The sequence below is a fragment of the Pseudomonas taiwanensis genome, from assembly GCF_013393345.1.
In the GTDB taxonomy this organism is placed as follows: Bacteria; Pseudomonadota; Gammaproteobacteria; order Pseudomonadales; family Pseudomonadaceae; genus Metapseudomonas; species Metapseudomonas resinovorans_C.
Genome location: NZ_QJRF01000076.1, coordinates 65,695 through 90,312, shown reverse-complemented (window position 1 = coordinate 90,312; position 24,618 = coordinate 65,695). Strand labels below are relative to the sequence as shown.

Sequence of the window (24,618 nt, the reverse complement as noted above, 5' to 3'; positions counted from 1 at the left end):
ATAAAAATAAGAAGCGAAGGAGGTGGGAGCAGCCTTTCAGGGCGCGGAGCAACTACAAGAATTAATGGCACGCCACTTGCTGAACACGAGCGCTAACCCTAAAAACCTCAGGAGCAAAACTCCATGTCGCAGAAGATTTTCAGAAAAGGCTTTCTGGCTCTGGCGGTTACCACCGCACTGGGCATTTCTTCCGTTGTACAGGCTGACGTAGTCATTGGCGTTGCCGGGCCGCACACCGGCGCGAACGCCTCGTTCGGTGAACAATACTGGCGCGGCGCCTCCCAGGCCGCTGAAGATCTCAACGCCGCCGGCGGTATCAACGGCGAGAAGATCAAACTGGTGAAAGCCGACGACGCCTGCGAGCCGAAACAGGCCGTGGCCGTTGCCAACCGTCTCGTCGACCAGGACAAGGCCATCGCCGTTGTCGGTCACTTCTGCTCCTCCTCCACCATTCCCGCTTCCGAGGTTTACGACGAGGCCGGCATCATCGCCATGACCCCGGGCTCCACCAACCCGGCAGTGACCGAGCGCGGCCTGTCCGGCATGTTCCGCATGTGCGGTCGTGACGACCAGCAAGGCATCGTCGCCGGCGACTACATCGTCGACGTGCTGAAGGCCAAGAAGGTCGCGATCATCCACGACAAGGACACCTACGGTCAGGGCCTGGCCGACGCCACCAAGGCGCAACTGGCCAAGCGCGGCGTGAAGGAAGTCCTGTACGAAGGCCTGACCCGCGGCGAGAAAGACTTCAACGCCCTGGTTACCAAGATTCGCGCCTCCGGCGCCGAGGTCGTCTACTTCGGCGGCCTGCACCCGGAAGCCGGCCCGCTGGTTCGCCAGATGCGTGAACAGGGTCTGACCGCCAAGTTCCTCTCCGGCGACGGCATCGTGACCGACGAACTGGTCACCACCGCCGGCGGTCCGCAATACACCAAGGGTGTGCTGATGACCTTCGGCGCCGACCCGCGCAAGATCGAGGACGGCAAGGCTGTCATCGAGAAGTTCCGCGCTGGCGGCTTCGAGCCGGAAGGCTACACCCTGTACGCTTATGCAACCCTGCAAGCCCTGGCTGCCGGCTTCAACGGCGCCGGTTCCAACGACCCGGCCAAGGCGTCCGAATGGCTGAAGGGCCATCCGGTACAGACCGTGATGGGCAAGAAGGAATGGGACTCCAAGGGCGACCTGAAAGTCTCCGACTACGTGATCTACGAGTGGGATGACAAAGGTAAGTACGCCCAGCAGTGAGTGTCGGCCAGGAGCGCCTGCGCGTCGGCCGGCCAGCGTTGGAAAGGGTCTCGGGACTGCTCATTTACAGTCGTAAACTCCGCGTCCCTCAACCCTTTCCGCCTTGTCCGGCTCTAGCTCGTTCGCTCCTGATCCGACACTGGATATAGCTCGGCTGACCGGCCAGATGCCACCCGCATCTGGCCGGTCGGTGTATTCCGGGAAACTGCTGAAGTCCTTTTCTGCTTGAGCCGGGCGGGGAACCGCTCGATTTGACATGGTTTTTCAGTGGTGCCCGTCTGATTCCACTCGCGGGAGCTGGCCGAACCCAAGGCCGGACCCCCAAAAGACGAGACAGAGTGATGGACGGTATTATCCTGCAACAGCTGATCAACGGGCTGACCCTCGGGTCGGTCTACGGTCTGATCGCCATCGGTTACACCATGGTTTACGGCATCATCGGCATGATCAACTTCGCCCACGGCGAGGTGTACATGATCTCCGCCTACATCGCCGCGATCACCCTGGCCATCCTGGCCTTCTTCGGACTCGAGTCCTTCCCGCTGCTGATCCTCGGCACCCTGCTGTTCACCATCCTGGTGACCGGTGTGTATGGCTTTGTGATCGAGCGCATCGCCTACAAGCCGCTGCGCAACTCCACCCGCCTGGCGCCCCTGATCTCCGCCATCGGCATGTCGTTGATCCTGCAGAATTATGTGCAGCTCAGCCAGGGCGCCCGCCAGCAAGGCGTGCCCACCCTGCTCGACGGCGCGCTGAAGTTCCATATCGGCGATGGTTTCGTGCAGCTCACCTACACCAAGGTGTTCATCCTGGTGGCGGCCTTCCTCGGCATGGCGGTGCTCACCTACATCATCCAGCGCACCAAGCTCGGCCGCATGTGCCGTGCGACCCAGCAGGACCGCAAGATGGCGTCGATCCTCGGCATCAACACTGACCGGGTGATCTCCTACGTATTCGTCATCGGTGCTGCCATGGCCGCCCTGGCCGGTGTGCTGATCACCATGAACTACGGCACCTTCGACTTCTATGCCGGCTTCATCATCGGCATCAAGGCGTTCACCGCCGCGGTGCTCGGCGGTATCGGCTCGCTGCCTGGCGCCATGCTCGGCGGGATCATCCTCGGCATCGCCGAGGCGCAGTTCTCCGGCATGGTCAACACGGACTACAAGGACGTGTTCAGCTTCTCGCTGCTGGTACTGATCCTGATCTTCCGTCCCCAAGGCCTGCTGGGCCGCCCGCACGTCGCCAAGGTGTAAGCATGACTTCTGCCATTGCCAGGAAACCCCTGGATTTCAAGAAGAGCCTGATCGACGCCGTTATCGCCGGTCTGCTCGCCCTCATCGTCTTCGGCCCCATCATGGGTGTGGTCCTCGACGGCTACGGCTTCAACCTGGAGTTCAAGCGGGTTGGTGTGATGATGGCCATCGTCATGCTCGGCCGTTTCTTCCTCAGCCTCTACCTGCAGACCCCACGCGGCGAAGTGCTGATGCAGCGCTTCGAAACCACCGGCTCCGGCGTTCACGTGCGTCAGCCCGACTACAAGAGCCGGCTGCGCTGGGTCATCCCGCTGCTCATCGTGGCTGCGGTGATCTTCCCGTTCTTCGCCAGCAAATACCTGCTCACCGTGGTCATCCTCGGCCTGATCTACGTGTTGCTGGGCCTGGGCCTGAACATCGTGGTCGGTCTCGCCGGCCTGCTCGACCTCGGCTACGTGGCCTTCTACGCCATCGGTGCCTACGGCCTGGCGCTGGGCTACGAGCACCTGGGATTGGGCTTCTGGTCCGCCTTGCCCCTGTCCGCCGTTGCCGCGGCGTTGGCCGGCGCGTTGCTGGGCTTCCCGGTGTTGCGCATGCACGGTGACTACCTGGCCATCGTGACCCTGGGCTTCGGCGAGATCATTCGCCTGATCCTCAACAACTGGCTGAGCTTCACCGGTGGTCCGAACGGCATGTCGGTGCCCTCACCGACCTTCTTCGGCCTCGAGTTCGGTCGCCGCGCGAAAGATGGCGGGGTGCCCATCCACGAGTTCCTGGGCTTCACCTACAACCCCAACCTGAAGTTCCTGTTCATCTACGTGGTGCTCTTCCTGGTGGTACTGCTGGTGCTCTACATCAAGCACCGGCTGACCCGCATGCCCGTGGGGCGCGCCTGGGAAGCGCTGCGCGAGGACGAGATCGCCTGCCGCGCCATGGGCCTGAACCACGTGTTGGTGAAGCTCTCGGCCTTCATGCTGGGCGCCTCCACGGCAGGGCTCGCCGGGGTCTTCTTCGCCAGCTACCAGGGCTTCGTCAACCCGTCGTCCTTCACCTTCTTCGAGTCGGCGCTGATCCTCGCCATCGTCGTGCTCGGGGGCATGGGTTCCACCGTCGGGGTGGTGATCGCCGCCTTCGTCCTCACTGTCGCGCCGGAGCTGCTACGCACCTTCGCCGACTACCGTGTGCTGCTCTTCGGCGTGCTCATGGTGGTGATGATGATCTGGCGGCCGCGCGGGCTGATCCGCATCAGCCGCGTCGGCTTCACCCCGCGTAAAGGAGTAGCCCCATGAGCGACGAAAACATCCTCAGTGTCGAGCACCTGATGATGCACTTCGGCGGCATCAAGGCGCTCAACGATGTCAGCCTGAAGATCAAGCGTGGCTCGATTTCCGCGCTGATCGGCCCCAACGGCGCCGGCAAGACCACCGTGTTCAACTGCCTGACCGGCTTCTACAAGGCCACCGGCGGACGCATCCAGCTCAACACCCGGAGCACCAGCACCGACGTGATCAGAGTGCTGGGCGAGCCGTTCCAGCCCACCGACTTCTTCAATCCCGCGCAGTTTGCCAGTCGCCTGCGCTACAAGATGTTCGGCGGCACTCACCTGGTGAACCGCGCAGGCCTTGCGCGCACCTTCCAGAACATCCGCCTGTTCCGTGAAATGTCGGTTGTGGAGAACTTGCTGGTGGCCCAGCACATGTGGGTGAACCGCAGCCTGCTGGCGGGTGTGTTCAATACCCCGGGCTTCCGCAAGTCCGAGGACGATGCCCTGAACCATGCGTTCTACTGGCTGGAAGTGGTGGACCTGGTGGATTGCGCCAACCGCCTGGCCGGCGAGCTTTCCTACGGCCAGCAGCGCCGCCTGGAAATCGCCCGTGCCATGTGCACCCGGCCGCAGCTGATCTGCCTCGACGAACCCGCCGCCGGCCTCAACCCGGCCGAGACCGAAGCGCTCAGCCGGATCATCCGCAAGCTGCGCGACGAACACGACCAGACCGTTCTGCTGATCGAACACGACATGGGCATGGTGATGAGCATTTCCGACCACATCGTGGTGCTGGACCACGGCGAAGTGATTGCCGAAGGCAACCCCCACGACATCCGCCACGATCCCAAGGTGATCGCCGCGTACCTCGGCGCCGAAGAGGAGGAAGTGGCATGAGTGCACCCCTCCTGGAGTTCAAGGACGTCGATGTCTTCTACGGGCCCATCCAGGCCCTGCGCAACGTCAGCCTGCACATCAACGAAGGCGAGACGGTGAGCCTGATCGGCGCCAATGGCGCGGGCAAGTCCACGCTGCTGATGTCGATCTTCGGCCAGCCGCGCGCCGCCAATGGCGCGATCGTCTACCAGGGCACCGATATCACCCACCGGTCGGCGCACTACGTGGCCTCCAACGGCGTCGCGCAGTCGCCGGAAGGGCGTCGGGTGTTCCCCGACATGAGCGTGGAAGAGAACCTGCTGATGGGGACCATCCCCGTCGGCATGGACCATGCGGATGAAGATATGCAGCGCATGTTCGACCTCTTCCCGCGCCTGAAGGAACGGCGCAACCAGCGCGCCATGACCATGTCCGGTGGCGAGCAGCAGATGCTCGCCATCGCCCGCGCGCTGATGAGCCGACCCAAGCTGCTGTTGCTCGACGAACCCTCCCTGGGCCTGGCGCCCATCGTGGTCAAGCAGATCTTCCAGACCCTCAAGGAACTGGCCCAGACCGGCATGACCATCTTCCTCGTCGAGCAGAACGCCAACCATGCGCTCAAGCTCTCCGACCGCGCCTATGTGATGGTCACCGGGGAAATCCGCATGAGCGGCACGGGCGAGGAACTGCTGGGCAACCAGGAAGTCCGCAACGCCTACCTCGGCGGGCACTGATCCGCCGCCTCCAACCTTTCCCCGAGCGTCTCCCCTCTCCCTTCAGGGAGAGGGGCCGGGGGAGAGGGCAATTCGCTCGCACTCGATTCCAAAAGGAGTCCGGAGATGCAAACCCTGCGCTTCTTCACCAACGCCGACGTCGCCGCGGCGTTGCCTTATCCACAACTGATCGAAGCCTTGCGCCACGGCCTGGCCAATCCGGCCGAGGCTCCGGTGCGCGCCTGCCATGCCCTGCCACAAGACGCCACGCTGCTCTGTATGCCGGTCTGGCAGCAGGGGCAGGGCGTCGGCGTGAAGCTGGTAACGGTTTATCCCCACAACGGCGAAAAGGGCCTGCCCTCGGTCGCCGCGCTGTTCACCCTGTTCGACGACGCCACCGGCAAGCCCCTGGCGGTGCTGGAGGCTTCCGAACTCACCGCCCGGCGCACCGCCTGTACGTCGGCCCTGGCCGCCAGCGCGCTGGTGCGCCATGACGCCAGCCGCTTGCTGGTGGTGGGCACCGGCACCCTGGCCGCGCACATGGTCCGCGCCCATTGCGTGGTGCGGCAGTACGAGCGTGTGGATATCTGGGGACGCCACCCGGAGAAGGCCGCCGAACTGGTGCGCACGCTGGCCGCCGAGGGCTACCCCGTGCACGTGGCGCCCGACCTGCAGACCTGCGCCCAGCAGGCGGACTGCATCAGTTGCGTCACCACGTCCACGTCGCCGCTGATTCTCGGGGACTGGCTGCGGCCGGGGACCCACCTCGACCTGGTGGGCGCCTTCCTGCCCAGCATGCGGGAAACCGACAGCGCCGCCGTGGCCCGCTCGCGCATCGTGGTCGACACCCGCGCCGGTGCACTGGAGGAGGCCGGCGACCTGCTGTTCGCCATCGCCGACGGCGCCATCACGGAGCAGGCTATCCACGTCGAACTCGCCGACCTGCTGCACGGCCGGGGCCATCGCCAGACCAACAGCGAGATCACCCTGTTCAAGTCCGTGGGCTATGCCCTGGAAGACCTGATCGCGGCGCAGGTGTTGTTGTCCCGTACCGCATAGGTAGTGTTTTTTGTGGGGGCGATTTCAATCGCTAAGGGGCGCGCAGCGGCCCCGTGGCAGACCTGCGGTCTGCTCAGCGAATGAATTCGCCCCCACAGATTTACAGTTCATCCTCTTCTTTGGCCGCAGGCAGCTTCGCCGCCAGCACCTCGATGCGATCGATTTGCGGCAGCTCGCTGAGCAACTCGTCCGCGCGCTCCATCAGCTCTTCCGCCACTTTTCCGGCCATGTGCGCCTGCAACCCGAGATCGTTGTCGAAGGCGTCAAAGATGCCGAAGGTCGTTGGACCCAAGCGCAGGGCGAACCAGGCCGTGGTATCGGGCTCTTCCTGCACCCGTTGCAAGCCGCTCCGGAGGAAATCCTCCACTTCGGCGACCTTGCCTGGCTTGGCTTCCAGACGTACCAGCAACGCGACTTTGACCATGGCCCGATCTCCTCTGTGGCTAGGCAGGCAAGTCTAGGCCGATGGAAGAGGGCGCCAGCCCCGCTTGTCCGAAGTGGAGATATCCACTGGCATTTGTAGGGGCGAATTCATTCGCCAAGGACAGCGCAGCTGTCCCCACTGACGATCAAGGACAGCCCTCCGGCCTGCTTGGCGAATAAATTCGCCGGAGTTGATAACAATCTCTGTGCAACGATCTGTGGATAACTTGGGAGCAGTTGCTTCCACGCCCCGCAGTCCGCAGCTCGAAAAGCCCTGCTCAGAAATTGTTCAAGTGCGCTTTATGCTGCATAAACAGCGGCTTATACAGTGCCTTGGCGGTGTCGCCCCGGCTAGCGAGTTGTCCCCGACTACTGTGCGGAAAGCTGTGGATAAGCTTGGGAGTAACGGCTGCGGCCCAGTACCGGCGAGGGCTGCATGGAGCTGCTGGTTTTTTCGCCATCAGTTCGTCCCTGTGGATGTCGTAACCTATGCCGGTCTATCGCACCGGGCCCGTGCCCCAGAGCAAGGAGAACAGCATGACTTCCACCCTATTCATCACCGGCGCAACCTCGGGATTTGGCGAAGCCTGTGCCCGGCGCTTCGCCCAGGCCGGCTGGTCGCTGGTGCTGACCGGCCGCCGCGCCGCACGTCTGCAGGCACTCAAGGATGAGCTCTCGGCCTTGACCGACGTGCACACCCTGGAGCTGGATGTGCGGGATCGCAAGGCCATGGAAGCCGCCATTGCCGGCCTGCCGGCGAAGTACGAGAAGATCCGTGGGCTGATCAACAACGCCGGCCTGGCGCTGGGGGCCGAACCCGCGACCAAGTGCGACCTGGACGACTGGGACACCATGGTCGACACCAACATCAAGGGCCTGATGTACAGCACCCGCCTGCTGCTGCCACGCCTGATCGCCCATGGCCGTGGCGCGAGCATCGTCAACCTGGGTTCGGTGGCTGGTAACTGGCCCTATCCGGGCAGCCACGTGTACGGCGCCACCAAGGCCTTCGTCGGCCAGTTCTCGCTGAACCTGCGCAACGACCTGGTGGGCACCGGCGTACGCGTCTCCAACATCGAGCCGGGCCTGTGCGAAAGCGAGTTCTCGCTGGTGCGCTTCGGCGGCGACCAGGCCAAGTACGACGCCACCTACGCCGGCGCCGAAGCCATACAGCCGGAAGACATCGCCGAAACCATCTTCTGGATCATGAACCAGCCGGCTCACATCAACATCAACAGCCTGGAGCTGATGCCGGTGAGCCAGACCTGGGCGGGCTTCGCGGTCAATCGCTCAACGAAGTGATGCGCGTCGAGCGCCCCAGCAGCTGCAGGGCGCGATCCGGGTAATCGGTGATCAGGCCATTCGCCCCCATGTCCAGCAGGTGGCGCATGGCCGGTTGCTCGTTGATGGTCCACATCTGCACCGCCAGACCACGCTGGAGGGCGGTTCGCATGAGGCTGTCGCTGGCCACCTGCAGGCCGCCGCTGCTTTCGGGAATCTGCAAGGCCTGGTAGGAGGGACTGACCAGACTACCCAGGCCGATCCAGTTCAAGGCCACCAGCAGGCGCACTGAAGTCGGCCCTGCCGAGGTGGCGACGCCGGGGCAGACCTCGCGGAAGCGCTTGAGGCTGCGTTCGTAGAAACTCCCCACCAGAACCCGCTGGCGCTGCTGGTGCTCGTCCAGCAGGGCACAGAGCTGCTCTTCCATACCCACGTCCGGCACCTTGATCTCGACAACCTTGGGTTGCTCCGGGAAACGCTCCAACACCTCGGCAAAGGTAGGGATGCGAATGCCCTGGCCGCGATAGGGATGGCTCTCGCCGCCATCGGCACTCCAGCGGTAGCCGGCATCCAGGGCCTGTGCCTCGGCAAGGGTCAGGTCGGCCACCTTGCCGTCGCCATTGGTGGTGCGATCCACCCGCGCGTCATGCAGGACCACCAGCTCGCCGTCGCGGGTGCGGCGCACATCCATCTCCAACATGTCCACCTTGAGGGCGGCGGCCCGCTCGAAGGCGAACAGGGTGTTCTCCGGCCACAGGCCGCGACCGCCGCGATGGGCAATTACCAGGGGGCGGTCGCCGAAACCTGCGAGCACGGCGGGTCGTTCTGCCGGGCGGCTGGTCAGGGCCAGTGCCAGCAAGGCGACGACGAGGAGGAAGAGGGGAGCGAGAAAGAATCGGGCGAAGCGCTTCATGTTGTTCTTATCCGTAAGACGTGGACGGGCGTGCCGAATCAAACGCGGGGACTATGACAAAGACGTGACGGTGAGGCGAGGGGGAGGTGATCGGGATGGGATGTCGATAATGAAATCGATGCCGCTTGGGGAGCATCGCGCTTTTCTTGTGGGGGCGAATTCATTCGCAAAGGGCAGCGCAGCTGCCGCAATTTGCGAGGCCGAATGGCAGACCTGCGGTCTGCTTAGCGATTGAAATCGCCCCCACAACGTTTGGTGACAGACCGTGCTCAGCCCGCCAGCAACCACACTCCGGCCCCGGCCGAGAGACCACCAGCAATGCCGCCTGGGGGCATCGCGCTTTTCTTGTGGGGGCGAATTCATTCGCAAAGGGCAGCGCAGCTGCCGCAATTTGCGAGGCCGAATGGCAGACCTGCGGTCTGCTTAGCAATTGAAATCGCCCCCACAACGTTTGGTGACAGACCGTGCTCAGCCCGCCAACAACCACACTCCGGCCCCGGCCGAGAGACCACCAGCAATGCCGCCTGGGGGCATCGCGCTTTTCTTGTGGGGGCGAATTCATTCGCTAAGGGCAGCGCAGCTGCCCCAATTGCGAGGCCGAATGGCAGACCTGCGGTCTGCTTAGCGATTGAAATCGCCCCCACAGCGATTGGTGACAGGCCGTGCTCAGCCCGCCAACAACCACACTCCTGCACCGGCCGAGAGACCACCAGCAATGCCGCCTGGGGGGCATCGCGCTTTTCTTGTGGGGGCGAATTCATTCGCAAAGGGCAGCGCAGCTGCCGCAATTTGCGAGGCCGAATGGCAGACCTGCGGTCTGCTTAGCGATTGAAATCGCCCCCACAACGTTTGGTGACAGACCGTGCTCAGCCCGCCAACAACCACACTCCGGCACCCGCGGAAACACCGCCGGCAATCCGCACCAGCGGCGCGGCGGCCTGCGGCAGGGCGCGAACCAGGCCATAGCCGGCGGCATGCAGGGTGGCGGTAGCGGCGATGAAGCCGATGGCGTAACCCCAGGGGCTGGCCAGGTCCGGCAGCTCCAGGCCGTGCGCGACGCCATGGGCCAGTGCGAACAGGGCGGTCAGGCCGACGGCCAGCCACAGCGGCGGCCGCACCGCGACGGCCACCAGCAGGCCGAGGGCGAGTACCGAGCCGGCGATACCGGTTTCCATCAGCGGCATCTCCATGCCAGCGAAGCCCAGCAAGCCGCCCAGCAACATGGTGCAAACGAAGGTCAGCGGCAGGGCCCAGCGCGCCGAGCCTTGCTGTTGTGCCGCCCAGAGGCCGACGGCGAGCATGGCCAAGAGGTGATCGAGCCCGGTGATCGGGTGGGCGATGCCCGACATCACCCCGGCATGGTCGTGGCCAGCGTGGGCGAAGGCCATGGCGGGGGTGAGAAACAGGGCAATAGCGAAGAGCGACTTGCGCAGGTTCATGGTGAGGCTCCTTGAAGGTGAATCCTGTCGTGTACGAGGCGCTCAGGCTGCGGTGAGCAGGCCCTGCTTCTCGATGAAGGCGATGATCTCGTCGAGGCCCTGGCCGACCTTCTGGTTGCTGAACACGAACGGCCTCTCGCCACGCATCTTGCGCGCGTCGCGGTCCATCACTTCCAGGGACGCGCCGACCATGGGCGCCAGGTCCACCTTGTTGATCACCAGCAGGTCGGACTTGCAGATACCGGGGCCGCCCTTGCGCGGCAGCTTGTCGCCGGCGGAGACGTCGATCACGTAGATCGTCAGGTCGGAGAGTTCCGGGCTGAAGGTGGCGGACAGGTTGTCGCCGCCGGACTCCACCAGGATCAGCTCCAGGCCAGGGAAGCGGCGATTGAGCTGTTCCACGGCTTCGAGGTTGATCGAGGCGTCTTCGCGGATCGCGGTGTGCGGGCAGCCACCGGTCTCGACGCCGATGATGCGTTCCGGCGCCAGCGCCTCGTTGCGCACCAGGAACTGGGCGTCTTCCTGGGTGTAGATGTCGTTGGTCACCACCGCCAGGTTGTAGCGCTCGCGCAGGGCGCGGCAGAGGGCCAGGGTCAGGGCGGTCTTGCCGGAACCTACCGGGCCGCCGATACCGACGCGCAGGGGTTGGCTGTTCATGTGCTGTGCATCTCCTAGGAACGGAACAGACGGCTGTATTGGCGCTCGTGCGCCATGCTCGCCAGGGCCAGGCCAAACGCGGCGCTGCCCCAGCGGGTCGGGGGGATTTCACTGGCTTCGCGCTGCGCCTTCTCCAGGCTGGGCAGCAGGGCGGAGGTCAGGCGCTGAGCGGCTTGCTGGCCCAGCGGCAGGGTCTTCATCAGCACTGCCAGCTGGTTCTCCAGCCAGCCCCAGAGCCAGGCGGCGAGGGCATCTTGCGGCGCGATGGCCCAGGCACGGGCAGCCAGGGCCCAGGCCACGGCCAGGCCGGGTTCTTCCAGCTCGCCAAGCAGTTGGCGTGCGGCGTCGTCCTGCTCGGGGAGGTCATGCAAGAGTTGCTGCAGGGAGTAGCCCATCTGCCGGCTTTCCAGTTGCAGCTCGCGGGTTTCGCGGCTGGCGCGGTGACTTTCGGCGAGGGACTTCAGTTCGCGCCAGTCGTCCCGTGCCGCCGCTTCGCAGTGGGCCAGCAGCAGGGGCGCTTCGAAGCGCGCGAGGTTGAGCAGCAGCTGATCGCTGATCCAGCGGGCGGCGCTGTCGGGGTCGTTCACCAGGCCCGAATCCACGGCCAGCTCCAGCCCCTGGGAGTAGCTGTAGCCACCGATGGGCAGTTGGGGGCTGGCGAGTCTCAGTAGCTGCCAGGCCTTGTTCACGTGCGCACACCGAACTGATGCAGGCGTGGCGCGTAGCTGAAGTCGGCTTCCAGCTGATGGGAATGGTGATGGCCACCGCCGTAGGCGCCGTGTTCGGGCTGGAAGCCGGCTTCGATGTTTTTCACCGTGGCGCCCAGTTGTTCGAGCATCGCCTTGAGCACGTAGTCGTCCAGCAGACGCAGCCAGCCATCGCCGACTTGCAGGGCGACGTGGCGATTGCCCAGGTGGTAGGCGGCGCGGGTCAGTTCGAAGGCGCTGGCGCAGGTGACGTGGAACAGGGCTTCCGGGCGCGCGCTGACTCGTACGACGCGGCCATCCTGGCTGCGCAGGCAATCGCCATCGCGCAGGGGCGGTTGGCCGCGTTCGAGGAACAGGCCGACGTCTTCGCCTTTTGCCGTGAAGCAGCGCAAGCGGCTCTTGCTGCGCGCTTCATAGGTCAGCAGCAGCTCTTCGTCCCAGCTCGACCGGGCTTCGATTCGTTCGTGGATGACCAGCATCGGGTGGGTCCGGCAGTGTGCAATGCCGGGATGCCGAGCAAGCCCCTTGCCAAGATGGCCGGACGCCCGTTCACCGGGCCTTGCGCGGTGCTGTGCCTGCCTGTGGGGCGTGTGGCTGGTCCGCGATGGTGCGCAGCGCACCGATGCAGTGCGCGGATGCTGGCGATCCGGTCAGTTTTTCGGCTGGCCCGGTCCCAGCCAGTGCTTGCCGCCGATCATGATGAAGCGCAGCTGCTGGGTGATCTTGGCGGCGGGCAGGAGGTGCGGCGGCAGGTTGTCCGCCGGCGGGTCGATCAGCTCGGGGAGGGTGGCGAATACGGTCTTCACCACCAGGTCGGCCACCAGGTCGACGCCTTCCTCGTCCAGTTGCGGCATGCGGTTGATGAGCTTGAGGTCGGCGGCCAGGTCGTCGGTGATGCGCTGGCGCAGGGCGCCGATGGCCTGACGCACGGGCTGCGAGCCGCCGTACTGCTCGCGGGCGAGGAAGAGGAACTGGCCACGGTTGGCGGCAACCGCGTCGAGGAAGATGCGCACCGAGGCTTCGATGATGCCGCCCAGCTCGAACTCGTTCTGGCGCACCTTGCGGATCGTCGCGCGGAAGGTCTCACCGACTTCCTCGACCAGGGCCAGGCCCAGCTCATCCATATCGTTGAAGTGGCGATAGAAGCCGGTGGGCACGATGCCGGCATTGCGCGCCACTTCCCGCAGGCTCAGGCTGCCGAAGCCACGGCCGCTGTCCATCAGGAGGCGCGCGGCATCCATCAGGGCGTGGCGGGTCTGCTGCTTCTGTTCCGAGCGTTGGGTCATGGGGCAGGGCCTGGGCGAATGTGCGGCGCACTCTAGCAAAAGGGCTTTGCGGGCGTCGAACCGGCTTCAGTGAACAAGTGTTGACTGTAATTCGCCGATTCGTGCAGCCTAGTGCACAACTGTTCACTAGAGTCTTTCCATGCCCCTCTTGTCCCTTTCCCTGGCGCGCCATCTTGGCCCCGCCCTCGGGCCCTTGCGTGCGCTGGTCGCTGGCGGCTGGCTGCGGGAGCCCGAGCTGGACTGCTTGCTGCGCCGCGTTCATCCGGTCCTGCGCCTGAACCGGGTATTCGCCCGGGTCGAATCCCGTCGCTGGGTGGCCGATGACATGCTCGCCCTCGGTCTGCGTACCAATGGCAATGCGCGTGGCTGGCGGCCCGGTCAGCACGTGCGGCTCTACCAGGAACTGGCTGGCGTGCGGCATGGACGTAGCTACAGCCTGCTGGCAGCGGAGGCCGACGGACGCATCGAGGTGGCGGTGAAGCGCCAGCCGGACGGACGCCTGTCTCCCTGGTTGCTGGACCGCTTGGAGGTGGGCAGCGTGCTGGAGCTGGACCCGGCTCAGGGCGAACTGGTTTGGCCGACTGACGCGGCATCGGTGCTTCTGCTGGCCGCCGGCTCGGGTATCACCCCGTTGCTCGGTCTGCTGCGCCAGGCGCTGGCACGCGGCTTCAGCGCCCCGGTCACACTGCTGCACTACGTGCGTCAGCGCGACCAGCGCGCCTTCAGCGAAGAGCTGCAAGCATTGATGCGACGCCATCCCAATCTGCAGGCGCGCTGGGCCATCAGCGGCGAAGCGCCCTTGGCGGATGAGCTGGCGGGGCGCTTCCAGGCGGATCATGTGGCCGGGACGCCCGCGCACAGCTTGCTGGCTTGCGGGCCTCATGGCTTCGTGGAGGGGGTGCGCGACTGGTGGCAGGCATCGCCACGCGACGGCAGCCTGCAACTGGAGACCTTCACACCACCCCCGCAGATCAACGGAAGCGGCACAGCGGTTCGCCTGCGTTTCGCCCGCTCCCATCGAGAGTTGCCCGGCAACAGCGCCGCCAACCTGCTGGAGCAGGCCGAAGCCCATGGCCTGCGTCCGCTCCATGGTTGCCGCCAGGGCATCTGCACCGGCTGCACGTGCCAACTCCTGGCCGGCAGCGTGCGTGACCTGCGCACTGGTGCCATGACCCACGGGCCGGGGCTGCCGATTCGCCTCTGCGTCAGCGCGCCGGTGGGCGATGTGGAACTGGAACTCTAGGACTTGCGATGCGATTCGACCGCGAACTCACCCTTGCCGAACTCGATGCCTTCGGCGCCGAGCTGGATGCCCTGCGCCAGCGCACTCTGGATGATCTGGGCGAACGTGATGCCCGCTATATCCGCCGTATCCGCACAGCCGTGCGCGTCTGCTGCTGGAGCGGCCGCGCGCTTCTGCTGCTCGGCTGGCTCCCGCCCACCTGGCTGCTGGGCGTAGCCCTGCTCGGGCTGGGCAAGATCCTCGAGAACATGGAGCTGGGCCACAACGTCATGCATGGCCAGTACGACTGGATGAATGACCCCGAGCTGCGTGGCACCCGCTATGAGTGGGACATCGCCGGGCCTTCGGACTTCTGGCGGCATACCCACAACCACATCCACCACAGCTATACCAATGTGCTCGGCATGGATGATGACGTGGGCTACGGCGTGGTGCGGTTGTTTCCTGAGCAGCGCTGGAAGCCCTTCTACCGCTGGCAGCCGTTGTGGGTGACGCTGCAGGCAGTGCTGTTCCAGTACTCGGTGGCCGTGCAGCACCTGCGCCTCGACCAGTACTTCAAGGGCCGGATGAGCCTCGATGAACTGCGCCCGCGACTGCGCCAGTTCAACGCCAAGGTACTGCGCCAATCGATGAAGGATTACCTGCTGTTCCCCTTGCTGGCGTTGCTGGTGGGAGGGAGCGTGACGGCCGTGCTGGTGGGGAACCTGCTGGCCAACCTGATCCGCAACCTGTGGACCTTCACCGTGATCTTCTGTGGCCACTTCACGGAGCGCGCGGCGGTCTTCCCACCCAGCGTGCTGGAAGGGGAAAGCCGAAGTCACTGGTACCTGCGCCAGCTGCGCGGCTCCAGCAATCTGGAGGGTGGTTCGCTGTTCCACATCCTCACCGGCAACCTCAGCCACCAGATCGAACACCACCTGTTCCCTGACTTGCCGGCACGGCGCTACGCCGAGATGGCCGTGGCGGTGCGGGAGATCGCCGAGCGTTATGGGCAGGTTTACAACAGCGGGCGGTTGTCGGTGCAGTTCGGCAGCGTGGTCAGGCGCGTCTGGAAGTATCGGCTGGCGCGCGAATGAATGTGCTCTTGAGGGGCCGCGTTGCGGCCCTTGGCGAATGAATTCGCTCCCACAGGGAGGTGTCCGGATCGACCTAGGCACGGCCTGCTCCCCTCTCCCACCGGGAGAGGGGCTGGGGGTGAGGGGGTTAGGCTCGCTGGGCCGTTCCAAGGGGCGAACCTGCGGTCCGCTTGGCGAATGAATTCGCCCCTACAGAAAACACAAAGCCCGGCATTTGCCGGGCTTTGAGGTTTTGCAGTGTGCGATCAGGCGATACGGTTGGCGCCAGTGCGGTCGGAACCACCTTCGGCAACACGCAGGGCATTGCTGCGGTCGGCACCGCCTTCAGCGACCTGGAAGCCGTGGGTGCGGTCAGAGCCACTTTCAGCGATGCGGTTAGCCCCGGTGCGATCAGAACCACCTTCGGCCACGCGATCCAGGACCATGAAGCTGCCTTCCGCAGCAACCGGTTCGACGACCTGGATGCTGGAGCCTTCCTTCGACTCACCCAGTACCGGCTGGTAATCCGACGGCAGGGCGAAAGCGCTGGTGCTGAGGGCGGCGATGAACAGGGCGGCGAAGGCTTGGGTTTTCATGATCGTGGGCTCCTCGAAAGGGCTGGAAACTGGGTACGGAGCCAATCTTACGGATCGGGGGGCGATTAAAAAGTGATCACTCCAGATAGAGAACATCAACGCCGTTAATGTTTGCGGCGCCTTTTATAATCAATGCCTTGCATCACCCGCCGGCAGATTGGCGGGATTGCCGGTGGTCGAAGTGCTGCGTTTCGATGGAGCATCCCGGCCCATTCACGGGTCGATAAGGGCATGGACATCACGTCACCTGCCAAAGGGTTGCGTGAGCAAAGGGGAGAAGTACATGACGCGAGGTCTTCGCATCCTGGCCAGGACGGTCCTGGCATTGGCGCTGATGCTGGTGGCCTTGTTGGTGCTGGTCGCCACCTTCGATTGGAACCGCATCAAGCCGGCCCTCAACCAGCGGGTATCCGCCGAGCTGGGACGCGAGTTCGCCATCGAGGGGAGTCTCAGCGTCATCTGGCAGCGCGAAGAAGGCGAGGGGGGCTGGCGCGCCTTGGTGCCGTGGCCGCATTTCGTGGCCGAGAAGCTGCGTCTGGGGAATCCCGAGTGGGCCAAGGGCGGCGATTTCGTCAGCCTGGAACGGGTGGAGTTTCGTGTCGCGCCGTTGCCGTTGCTCTGGCAGCAGCTGAGCATTCCGCGCATCGACCTGGGCAGCCCGCAAGCCAGCGTCCGGCGCCTGGCGGATGGTCGCAACAACTGGACCTTCGAGCTGCCGGAAAAGCCGCAGGACGATCAGCAGCAACCCTCCAACTGGAGTCTGGACATCGGCACCATTGGCTTCGACAAGGGCCAGGTGAAGGTGGAGGACGCGCAAACCGGCACCCGGCTCGACATCCTCGTCGATCCACTGGGCAAGCCCATTCCCTTCAGCGAACTGCTGCCCGCGAAGGGAGCGAGGCCTGCGACGGCGACCGCCCAGGACTACACCTTCGGCTGGAAGGCGAAAGGCAGCTACAAGGGCCAGCCGCTGGATGGCAAAGGCAAGGTGGGCGGCCTGTTGGCGCTGCAGAATGCCGACCTGCCCTTCCCGCTGCAGGCTGAAATCAAGGCTGGCGACACCCGCATCGTCTTGCTGGGAACCCTGACCGATCCGCGCGAACTGGGCGCCCTCGATCTGAGGCTGCAGCTCTCCGGCAAGAGCCTGGCCCAGCTCTATCCACTGACGGGCGTCACGCTGCCGGAAACCCCGGCCTACTCCACGGATGGCCGGCTGGTTGCGCAACTGCAGGAGCCCGGCGGGGCAAGGTTCCACTACCAGGGGTTCAACGGTCGTATCGGCGCCAGCGATATCCATGGCGATCTCACTTACGTTGCCAGCCAACCGCGACCCAAGCTCTCGGGCACCCTGACATCAGAGCAATTGCGCTTCGCCGATCTCGGTCCACTGATCGGTGTCGATTCGCGGGCGGAGCAGCAGGCGCGTGGTGTCGCCACCCGGCAGCCGCCGGACAAGGTGCTGCCGGTTGAGGAGTTCCGCACCGAACGCTGGCGGGCGATGGATGCCGACGTCAGCTTCACCGGCAAGCGCATCCAGCACAGCGAGAAGCTGCCCTTTACCGACCTCTCCACCCATGTGCTGCTGGATGACGGTCTGCTCAGCCTCGCGCCCCTGCGCTTCGGTGTCGCCGGCGGCGACCTGGACACCACCCTCCGCCTCGATGGGAGGCGGACGCCGCTGAGTGGAAAGGCCCAGATCAAGGCGCGCCATTTCAAGCTCAAGGAGCTGTTCCCCAATGTCCAGGCCATGCGCAACAGCCTGGGCGAGCTGAACGGCACGGCGGAGCTCTCCGGCACCGGCAATTCGGTGGCGGCGCTGCTGGGCACGGCCAATGGCGACGTTCAAATGCTGGTCAACGACGGCACCATCAGTCGCAACCTGATGGAGATCGCCGGGCTCAACGTGGGCAATTACCTGGTGGGGCGGCTGTTCGGCGACGAGGAAGTGAAGATCAACTGTGCGGCGGCGGATCTGGGGCTGAAGGATGGCCTGATGACCCCGCGCCTGTTCGTCTTCGATACCGAGAATGCGCTGGTGCGGATCGACGGCAATGCCAACTTCCGCACTGAGCGGCTGGACCTCAGCGTCAATCCGGATTCCAAGGGGATGCGGGTGTTCTCGCTGCGCTCGCCGCTCTATGTGCGCGGCACCTTCAAGAATCCCCAGGCCGGGGTGCAGACGGTGCCGTTGGTGGTGCGCGGAGCGGGGATGCTGGCACTGGGGGGGGCGGTGGCCCCGGCGGCTGCATTGCTGGCGCTGGTGGCGCCGGCTGCCGGAGGCGAGGAGGGCAATGCCTGCCAGCCCCTGTTACAGCAGATGCACAAACCTTAGGCGGGTGCCTTGCCAGGGTCTTGCTGGTGCGTCTACCGGACCGGACTCAAAGCTGATCGCGCTCCGCCTGCTCGCGCTGACCGCAGGTCATGAAGCCCTTGTGGCGCACGCGGCCGCTGCTGTCGAAGCTGATGTGGTAGGGCTGCTGGTGGCCCTCTTCGTTGAGGATGTAGTTGTTGCAGGAACCGGGGTGCACGCTGCGCTGGACGACGGAAGAGGGGCGCCCGCCGATGATCAGCACCTGCTGTCGGCTCATTCCGGGTTCGACATCCTCTACCAGGGGCTGGTTGCGGAAGGTGAGATAGTCCGTCGGGTTTTCGATCTTGCTGGCGCAGCCCGCCATCGATGCCAGGGCACAAGCCATGACAAGCGCTTGCTTGTACATCATGGGTCCTCATGGGTTAACGCTGTTGAAACACTGCGCTTGGAACATCGAAGACTGGGGAGAGTTCGCCCGAGTTCGCCGCGAGACGGTTCAGGCGATGGACGGCATTCCGCCAGCAGCTGGCGAAATGCCTGGGGGAGGAGCTGAAAGCCGCGCCAGGCGAGGCTTTCAGCTTGGGTGATGGCGAACTGCCGGATGCCGCCGTTCGGCAGCGATAAGGCTGATCAATAGCCGCCGTCGCTGGCTTGTTTCTCGGCTTTCTCGCGCTCGGCCTGCTCGCGTTGCTGGCAGGTCATGAAGCCCTTTTCCTCGACCCGGCCGCTGCCGTCGAAGCTGACATGGTAGGCCTGTTGGTGGCCGTCCTGGTTGAGGATGTAATCGTTGCAGAGGCCGGCATGGACCTTGCGACGCACAGAGGACGATGGTGGACCGCCGATGGTGCGCACCTGCGACTCGGTCATGCCTTCCTCGACCTGCTTGACCAGCGGCTGGTCGCGGTAGGTGTAGTAGTCGGTGGGGTTTTCCATCTTGCTGGCGCAGCCGACCATCGAGGCCAGGGCGCAGGCCAGCAGCAATGCTTGCTTGCTCATGGCAGAACTTCCCTATCTGGCGCGGGCTCGTCCCGCGGTGGGATTGAGCCTAGCAGGCCATTGAGAATCTACCTGCGTCGGGCGGATCGTGCGGCCCGGCAAGGGATGCCGGGCCGGTGGCAGATGAGCGGTCAGCCGTAGCGTTTCTTCGCTTCGATGGCCAGGCCGCTGCCGATGCTGCCGAACAGGTTGCCTTCTACCTGGCGGGCATTGGGCAGCATCGCCGCCACGCTCTGGCGCAGTGCCGGAATGCCGCTGGAGCCGCCGGTGAAGAACAGGGTGTCCACCTGGTCGGCTCGCACGCCGGCCTGGGCAAGCAGGCCATCGACGCTGGCACGGATGCGCACCAGCAGGTCGTCGATGGCGCTCTCGAACAGCGCGCGGCTCAGTTGCACATCGAGGCCCGGCTCGATGCGTGCCAGGTCGATGCGGCGGCTTTCGGCCTCGGTCAGCTCGATCTTGCTGTCTTCCACCTGCATGGCCAGCCAGTGGCCGGCGCGCTGCTCGATCAGGCTGAACAGGCGGTCGATGCCGGTGGCGTCGACGATGTCATAGCGCATGTTCTTCAGCGCCAGTTGCGACTTCTGCGCGTACACGGCGTTGATCGTGTGCCAGGTGGCCAGGTTCAGGTGGTAGCTGGTGGGCATCAGCGCATCGCTCTTCATCCGGCTGCCATAGCCGAACAGCGGCATCACGCCTTGCAGGCTGAGCTGCTTGTCGAAGTCGGTCCCGCCGATGTGCACGCCGCCGGTGGCGAGGATGTCGTCCTGGCGCTCGGCCACTTCACGGCGTTCGGGCGACAGGCGTACCAGCGAGAAGTCCGAGGTACCGCCGCCGATGTCGACGATCAGTACCAGTTCCTCGCGCTCGATGTCGCGCTCGTAGTCGAATGCGGCGGCGATGGGTTCGAACTGGAAGGACACGTCCTTGAAGCCGAGTTTCTGCGCCACGGCGACCAGGGTGTTCTGGGCTTCCTGGTCCGCTTCCGGATCGTCATCCACGAAGAACACCGGGCGACCCAGCACCACCTGCTCGAACTCACGGCCGGCGAAGGCTTCGGCGCGCTGCTTGAGCTGGCCAATGAACAGGCCGAGGAGGTCCTTGAAGGGCAGGGCGCTGCCGAGCACCGTGGTTTCGCTCTTGAGCAGGGGCGAGCCCAACAGGCTCTTCAGCGAGCGCATCAAGCGGCCTTCGTAGCCTTCCAGGTACTCGTGCAGTGCCTGGCGGCCATAGGCCGGGCGACGTTCCTCGGTGTTGAAGAAGACCACCGAAGGCAGGGTGAACTTGTCGTCCTCCAGGGCGATCAGCGGCTCCACGTCCGGGCGCCACCAGCCGACGGTGGAGTTGGAGGTTCCGAAGTCGATGCCCAGGGCCTGGGCGGAGAGGACGTTGCTCATGTCGCGGGTGTTCCGGAAAAAAACGGCCGCGCAGTTTACGCGAGCGGACTCGGGTTGTCCGGCACAGTTCGTCGCGCTGGCTAGACTGCCCTTGTGGATAAACAGGGAGACCCTTCCATGAAGAAACTATGCCTGCCCGTGATGTTCATCGCCTTGCTGGCCGCCGGCCAGGGCTTCGCCGCCACCCAGCAGGAAAAAATGAAGACCTGCAACGCCGACGCCACGGCCAAGGCCCTCAAGGGCGACGAACGCAAAGCCTTCATGAGCAAATGCTTGAGCATGACCCAGCAGGAGCGCATGACGGCCTGCAACAAGGGGGCTTCGGAAAAGGCCCTGAAAGGCGATGAGCGCAAGGCCTTCATGAGCCAGTGCCTTAAGAAGGACTAGCGCCGGCGCGCGACAGTGCTAGACGTACGCGAGCAATCGGCCGGCCGACATCACCCCGCACCAGATCAGGATCGACAGCGCCACCTGCAGCCGCCCGCTGGCGGGTGGCCGCTGGTCCCAATCCACCAGCCGAGCGTTCCACAGGGCACGGAACAGCAACGCGTTGGCGGCACCTACGGTAACCAGCAGCAGCTTGAGTTGCAGCAACCAGTTCTTCGTCAACGGCCCCGCGTCGGCCGCGAACAGGCAGAAGCCGGTAAGCAGCAGGAGCAACAGCCCGGCGATGCCGATCGGCGTCAGGCGGCGGGAGGCTTCCAGCAGCGGCACTTCGCGGGCGAACCCGAGCAGGCGCAGGTCGAGCAGCAGCATTGAGCCCAGCAGCATCACCAGGCCGAGCAGGTGCAGCAGGTTGGCCGCCGGGTAGAACAGCGTGGACTCGCGCATCAGCGCGCCGAAGGGCGACGCCTCCAGCTGTTCCGCCCAGGGCAGGACGAGTTCTATCACCGGCTCAGCGCAGCTCCACGGTGCGTCCGTCGACGATCACCCGCTCCGCGCGGATCTCCGCCGTGCCGTCCTTGCGCGGGTAGCCGACCACCGTCACCGTCTTGCCCGGTGCCAGGTCCTTTTCCGGCAGCCCACGCGACTCCATGCGGCTGAGGGGGGCCAGCACCACGTGCCATTCACGGCCTTCGTAGTCGACGGTGATGTGAGCGTGGGGATTGCGATAGGAAAGCGTCTTGACCGGTGTCTCGATGGTCAGGGTCTTGTCCGCGTCATAGGAACTCCAGCCGTGGTGGGCGAACGCAGCGGTGGCGCCGAGTACCAGGGCGAAGAAGGCGATCAGCAGGGCGAGCTTTCTCATGGGTTGGCCTCCAGGCAGCGACCCGGAAAGCGTAGGCGCTCCAGCGACGCAACGTCGCCGGGGCAGTATCCCGAAACACAATGGCAGCGCTTGGTAGGACCGCGAACCGCTTCGCGAGCAGAGCTCGCTCCTACAGGGTGCTCCAGCCCAGGGTCAGCGCCGCCAACGCCAGGTACCGTCCCGCCTTGGCCAGGGTCACCAGGGCCAGGAATACCCAGAAGGATTCGCGCATCACCCCGGCCACCAGGGTCAGCGGATCGCCGATCACCGGTACCCAGGCCAGCAGCAGCGACCAGCGGCCGTAGCGGTGGTAAAAGGCCTGCGCCCGCTCCATCTGCGCCGGTTTCACCGGGAACCAGCGACGTTCGCGGAAGTGCTCCAGGTAGCGCCCCAACCACCAGTTCACCAGCGAGCCCAGCACATTGCCGAAGGTCGCCACCGTCACCAGCGCCCAGGCCGAATGGGCCTTGCCCAGCAGCAGCCCGACCAGCACGGCTTCCGACTGCAGGGGTAGCAGGGTCGCGGCGCCGAAGGCAGAGAGGAACAGGCCCAGGTAGGCGGTGAGTGCCAGCACGGCAGCGTCTCGAAAAAGGGGGCGTCAGTGTGGCGGCCGACGAAGTGCCGGACAAGCCGCGTGGCTGTTAAGCGAACTGAAAGACTGATCCGTTAGAATGGGCGCAGTCTGACAATGGAAAAACGGGGGCGCCGACTCCAGAGTTACGGAGCCGGCTTCATCCTGACCCCCCTCTGATCTTTGGTGCCTTTATGCGTAGAGCTTCTCATCACGAGTTGCGCACGGCCTTTCGTGCGCTGCTGGACTCGGATTCCTGTTTTCACACCGCTTCGGTGTTCGACCCCATGTCGGCTCGCATCGCCGCTGACCTCGGTTTCGAAGTCGGCATCCTCGGCGGTTCCGTCGCGTCCCTGCAGGTGCTCGCCGCACCTGACTTCGCGCTGATCACCCTCAGCGAGTTCGTCGAACAGGCGACCCGAATTGGCCGCGTCTCGCGCCTGCCGGTAATCGCTGACGCCGACCACGGCTACGGCAACGCCCTCAACGTGATGCGCACCGTGGTCGAATTGGAGCGTGCCGGCATCGCCGCGCTGACCATCGAGGACACCCTGTTGCCGGCCCAGTTCGGCCGCAAGTCCACCGACCTGATCCCGGTGGAGGAAGGCGTCGGCAAGATCCGCGCGGCCCTGGAGGCGCGCGTCGATCCGGACCTGGCGATCATCGCCCGCACCCACGCCGGTGTGCTCAGCACCGAAGAAGTGATCAAGCGCACCAAGGCCTACCAGGCCGCCGGTGCCGATGGCATCTGCATGGTCGGCGTGGCCGACTTCGAGCACCTGGAAAAGATCGCCGAACACCTGAGCATCCCGCTGATGCTGGTCACCTACGGCAACCCCAAACTGCGCGACAACGAACGCCTCGCCCGCCTTGGCGTGCGCATCGTGGTCAATGGACACGCGGCTTACTTCGCCGCCATCAAGGCAACCTACGACTGCCTGCGCGAGCAGCGCCAGGTCGCCACCGGCAACGAACTCACCGCCACCGAACTCACCCACAAGTACACCTTGCCCGAGGACTACATCGTCTGGGCCGAGGAATTCATGAACGTGAAGGAGTAGCGCGACCTCCACTTGTCGCCTGACGACTGCCCCCCTTGCAAAAGGCCGGAAGAAAGCCCAAATCTTCCATTGAGCCTTGAGCAAGCGGGAGGTCAGCATGGCCAGTGGTTGGGCCGGCGATGGCGCCGTCCAGGAACAGATCGACAGCACCATCGAAGATGCCGTCCAGCGCGCGCGCAGCCAATTGCCGAAGGGCGAAAGCCTGACGCACTGCGAAGAGTGCGACGCCCCCATCCCCGAAGCCCGCCGCAAGGCGATCCCCGGCGTGCACCTGTGCGTCGCCTGCCAGACCGAGCACGACAAGGAAAACGCCGCCTTTACCGGGTATAACCGGCGGGGGAGCAAGGATAGTCAGTTGCGTTGAGGCAGGCGCTTTGCAGGTTTACAAGCGGCCTTTGGCTTTGTCGTAAACCGCACCACCTTCGCGCTTGCCAACGCCGATCACCACCACGGTGATACGTTGGTCTTCGACCCGGTACACCAGGCGGTAACCGGCGGAGCGAAGTTTGATCTTGAAGCAGTCGGGCATTCCGTGAAGGGCATCGCCCTGGATACGCGGCCGTTGCAGCCGCTCTTTCAGCTTCTTCTTGAATTGCTCCCGGACGGTATCGCCGAGCTTGCGCCATTCCTTCAGCGCCGAGGGCAGGAACTCCAGTTCATAGGTCATCGAGACTGACTTTCACTCCCTTCTCGTGGGCACGGCTGCGGACGATTTCGGCCAGTGCCTGATCGTCCAGATACTCCATCAGTGCCTCGAAGGTTTCAGCTGGAACCATGTAGGCCATGACCTTGTTGTGGTTAAGAACAGCCACAGGCGCACCCTTGGCGCCGGACACTACGGCCGAGGGATTTTTCTTCAGCTCGGAAACGCTGACGGCAACGTTGGCAAGTACGCTTTGCATGAATTTGGCTCCTGTATTTGGAGCCAAATTCTGGTCTTTTTATGGTTTTGACTCAAGGTGGAGTTGCCGATAGGAAGAATCATCCCGACTCAGAAAAGGGTTCGAACCCGTAGGTTGG

General features: G+C 64.6%; 29 protein-coding genes. 13 read left to right on the top strand and 16 right to left on the bottom strand.

What is annotated here, in order from left to right; genetic code table 11:
- Positions 1–123 precede the first annotated feature (123 nt).
- The 6 genes from DM872_RS27665 (at position 124) to DM872_RS27640 (ending at position 6,413) form a co-directional block, all read left to right on the top strand.
- Complete coding sequence (locus DM872_RS27665; RefSeq protein ID WP_179062401.1) at positions 124–1,245, top strand: branched-chain amino acid ABC transporter substrate-binding protein; 1,122 nt, start codon at positions 124–126, stop codon at positions 1,243–1,245.
- Between the two features lie 341 nt (positions 1,246–1,586).
- Positions 1,587–2,501 (top strand): ABC transporter permease subunit, encoded by a 915-nt coding sequence (locus DM872_RS27660; protein WP_077523719.1) that lies wholly within the window; start codon positions 1,587–1,589, stop codon positions 2,499–2,501.
- A 2-nt stretch (positions 2,502–2,503) separates the two neighbouring features.
- Positions 2,504–3,790, top strand: a complete 1,287-nt coding sequence (livM, locus tag DM872_RS27655; protein WP_179062400.1) for a high-affinity branched-chain amino acid ABC transporter permease LivM — start codon at positions 2,504–2,506, stop codon at positions 3,788–3,790.
- Entirely contained in the window at positions 3,787–4,662 is an 876-nt protein-coding gene (locus DM872_RS27650) for an ABC transporter ATP-binding protein (protein WP_179062399.1), read from the top strand. Before livM ends, DM872_RS27650 begins: the two co-directional genes overlap by 4 nt.
- Positions 4,659–5,375: an ABC transporter ATP-binding protein gene (locus DM872_RS27645; protein ID WP_077523716.1), complete on the top strand. Its 717-nt coding sequence runs from the start codon at positions 4,659–4,661 to the stop codon at positions 5,373–5,375. The genes DM872_RS27650 and DM872_RS27645 overlap by 4 nt, the downstream gene beginning before the upstream one ends.
- Positions 5,376–5,480: 105 nt before the next feature.
- The gene (locus DM872_RS27640) at positions 5,481–6,413 is read left to right on the top strand and encodes an ornithine cyclodeaminase family protein (protein WP_179062398.1); all 933 of its coding nucleotides are present in this window, start codon (positions 5,481–5,483) and stop codon (positions 6,411–6,413) included.
- Positions 6,414–6,513: 100 nt separating this feature from the next.
- Here DM872_RS27640 and DM872_RS27635 read toward each other — a convergent pair whose 3' ends face one another.
- Positions 6,514–6,837, bottom strand: a complete 324-nt coding sequence (locus DM872_RS27635; RefSeq protein WP_179062397.1) for a putative quinol monooxygenase — start codon at positions 6,835–6,837, stop codon at positions 6,514–6,516.
- Between the two features lie 536 nt (positions 6,838–7,373).
- Here DM872_RS27635 and DM872_RS27630 point away from each other — a divergent pair.
- On the top strand, positions 7,374–8,138 hold the full coding sequence (locus DM872_RS27630) for an SDR family oxidoreductase (RefSeq protein ID WP_179062396.1): 765 nt from the start codon (positions 7,374–7,376) through the stop codon (positions 8,136–8,138).
- On the opposite strand, the gene DM872_RS27625 is transcribed toward DM872_RS27630, so the two are convergent.
- The 6 genes from DM872_RS27625 to fabR all read right to left on the bottom strand — a co-directional run bounded on the left by DM872_RS27625 (position 8,119) and on the right by fabR (position 13,119).
- A complete protein-coding gene (locus DM872_RS27625; RefSeq protein WP_179062395.1) occupies positions 8,119–9,030 on the bottom strand; it encodes a glycerophosphodiester phosphodiesterase in 912 nt (303 codons plus the stop codon). The two genes, DM872_RS27630 and DM872_RS27625, sit on opposite strands and share 20 nt — an antisense overlap.
- Positions 9,031–9,896: 866 nt before the next feature.
- Positions 9,897–10,469: a HupE/UreJ family protein gene (locus DM872_RS27620; protein ID WP_179062394.1), complete on the bottom strand. Its 573-nt coding sequence runs from the start codon at positions 10,467–10,469 to the stop codon at positions 9,897–9,899.
- Between the two features lie 42 nt (positions 10,470–10,511).
- A complete protein-coding gene (ureG, locus tag DM872_RS27615; RefSeq protein ID WP_179062393.1) occupies positions 10,512–11,126 on the bottom strand; it encodes an urease accessory protein UreG in 615 nt (204 codons plus the stop codon).
- A 14-nt stretch (positions 11,127–11,140) separates the two neighbouring features.
- A complete protein-coding gene (locus DM872_RS27610) occupies positions 11,141–11,815 on the bottom strand; it encodes an urease accessory protein UreF (RefSeq protein WP_179062392.1) in 675 nt (224 codons plus the stop codon).
- The gene (ureE, locus tag DM872_RS27605; RefSeq protein ID WP_179062391.1) at positions 11,812–12,312 is read right to left on the bottom strand and encodes an urease accessory protein UreE; all 501 of its coding nucleotides are present in this window, start codon (positions 12,310–12,312) and stop codon (positions 11,812–11,814) included. Before ureE ends, DM872_RS27610 begins: the two co-directional genes overlap by 4 nt.
- A gap of 171 nt (positions 12,313–12,483) precedes the next feature.
- The gene (fabR, locus tag DM872_RS27600; RefSeq protein ID WP_179062390.1) at positions 12,484–13,119 is read right to left on the bottom strand and encodes an HTH-type transcriptional repressor FabR; all 636 of its coding nucleotides are present in this window, start codon (positions 13,117–13,119) and stop codon (positions 12,484–12,486) included.
- Between the two features lie 139 nt (positions 13,120–13,258).
- On the opposite strand from fabR, the gene DM872_RS27595 reads away from it, so the two are divergent.
- The gene (locus DM872_RS27595) at positions 13,259–14,362 is read left to right on the top strand and encodes a ferredoxin reductase (protein WP_179062389.1); all 1,104 of its coding nucleotides are present in this window, start codon (positions 13,259–13,261) and stop codon (positions 14,360–14,362) included.
- 8 nt (positions 14,363–14,370) lie between these two features.
- Positions 14,371–15,438 carry a fatty acid desaturase family protein gene (locus tag DM872_RS27590; protein ID WP_179062388.1) on the top strand — a complete coding sequence of 356 codons (1,068 nt, stop codon included), beginning with the start codon at positions 14,371–14,373 and terminating at the stop codon, positions 15,436–15,438.
- 245 nt (positions 15,439–15,683) lie between these two features.
- Here the strand turns inward: DM872_RS27590 and DM872_RS27585 are convergent, their stop codons facing one another.
- Entirely contained in the window at positions 15,684–16,013 is a 330-nt protein-coding gene (locus DM872_RS27585) for a phage infection protein (protein WP_179062387.1), read from the bottom strand.
- Between the two features lie 283 nt (positions 16,014–16,296).
- Between DM872_RS27585 and DM872_RS27580 the strand changes: the two genes are divergently transcribed.
- On the top strand, positions 16,297–18,345 hold the full coding sequence (locus tag DM872_RS27580) for an AsmA family protein (RefSeq protein ID WP_179062386.1): 2,049 nt from the start codon (positions 16,297–16,299) through the stop codon (positions 18,343–18,345).
- Between the two features lie 46 nt (positions 18,346–18,391).
- On the opposite strand, the gene osmE (DM872_RS27575) is transcribed toward DM872_RS27580, so the two are convergent.
- The 3 genes from osmE (DM872_RS27575) to DM872_RS27565 all read right to left on the bottom strand — a co-directional run bounded on the left by osmE (DM872_RS27575) (position 18,392) and on the right by DM872_RS27565 (position 20,717).
- Positions 18,392–18,730, bottom strand: a complete 339-nt coding sequence (gene osmE, locus DM872_RS27575; protein ID WP_179062562.1) for an osmotically-inducible lipoprotein OsmE — start codon at positions 18,728–18,730, stop codon at positions 18,392–18,394.
- A gap of 224 nt (positions 18,731–18,954) precedes the next feature.
- The gene (gene osmE / locus DM872_RS27570; protein WP_179062385.1) at positions 18,955–19,320 is read right to left on the bottom strand and encodes an osmotically-inducible lipoprotein OsmE; all 366 of its coding nucleotides are present in this window, start codon (positions 19,318–19,320) and stop codon (positions 18,955–18,957) included.
- Between the two features lie 131 nt (positions 19,321–19,451).
- Positions 19,452–20,717, bottom strand: a complete 1,266-nt coding sequence (locus DM872_RS27565) for an Hsp70 family protein (RefSeq protein WP_179062384.1) — start codon at positions 20,715–20,717, stop codon at positions 19,452–19,454.
- A 117-nt stretch (positions 20,718–20,834) separates the two neighbouring features.
- On the opposite strand from DM872_RS27565, the gene DM872_RS27560 reads away from it, so the two are divergent.
- Complete coding sequence (locus tag DM872_RS27560) at positions 20,835–21,104, top strand: PsiF family protein (RefSeq protein ID WP_179062383.1); 270 nt, start codon at positions 20,835–20,837, stop codon at positions 21,102–21,104.
- Between the two features lie 18 nt (positions 21,105–21,122).
- Here the strand turns inward: DM872_RS27560 and DM872_RS27555 are convergent, their stop codons facing one another.
- From DM872_RS27555 to DM872_RS27545, 3 genes are all read right to left on the bottom strand, one after another.
- Positions 21,123–21,608 (bottom strand): hypothetical protein, encoded by a 486-nt coding sequence (locus tag DM872_RS27555; protein ID WP_373273745.1) that lies wholly within the window; start codon positions 21,606–21,608, stop codon positions 21,123–21,125.
- A gap of 4 nt (positions 21,609–21,612) precedes the next feature.
- Complete coding sequence (locus tag DM872_RS27550; protein WP_179062382.1) at positions 21,613–21,966, bottom strand: DUF6152 family protein; 354 nt, start codon at positions 21,964–21,966, stop codon at positions 21,613–21,615.
- 130 nt (positions 21,967–22,096) lie between these two features.
- A complete protein-coding gene (locus tag DM872_RS27545; protein WP_179062381.1) occupies positions 22,097–22,540 on the bottom strand; it encodes a YqaA family protein in 444 nt (147 codons plus the stop codon).
- 191 nt (positions 22,541–22,731) lie between these two features.
- Between DM872_RS27545 and DM872_RS27540 the strand changes: the two genes are divergently transcribed.
- Together DM872_RS27540 and DM872_RS27535 are read left to right on the top strand one after the other, a co-directional pair.
- The gene (locus DM872_RS27540; RefSeq protein WP_179062380.1) at positions 22,732–23,598 is read left to right on the top strand and encodes an isocitrate lyase/PEP mutase family protein; all 867 of its coding nucleotides are present in this window, start codon (positions 22,732–22,734) and stop codon (positions 23,596–23,598) included.
- Positions 23,599–23,695: 97 nt separating this feature from the next.
- Positions 23,696–23,962, top strand: a complete 267-nt coding sequence (locus tag DM872_RS27535; protein ID WP_179062379.1) for a DksA/TraR family C4-type zinc finger protein — start codon at positions 23,696–23,698, stop codon at positions 23,960–23,962.
- An 18-nt stretch (positions 23,963–23,980) separates the two neighbouring features.
- On the opposite strand, the gene DM872_RS27530 is transcribed toward DM872_RS27535, so the two are convergent.
- Both DM872_RS27530 and DM872_RS27525 read right to left on the bottom strand, forming a co-directional pair.
- Entirely contained in the window at positions 23,981–24,265 is a 285-nt protein-coding gene (locus DM872_RS27530; RefSeq protein ID WP_179062378.1) for a type II toxin-antitoxin system RelE family toxin, read from the bottom strand.
- On the bottom strand, positions 24,255–24,500 hold the full coding sequence (locus tag DM872_RS27525) for a type II toxin-antitoxin system Phd/YefM family antitoxin (RefSeq protein ID WP_179062377.1): 246 nt from the start codon (positions 24,498–24,500) through the stop codon (positions 24,255–24,257). Before DM872_RS27525 ends, DM872_RS27530 begins: the two co-directional genes overlap by 11 nt.
- Positions 24,501–24,618 lie beyond the last annotated feature (118 nt).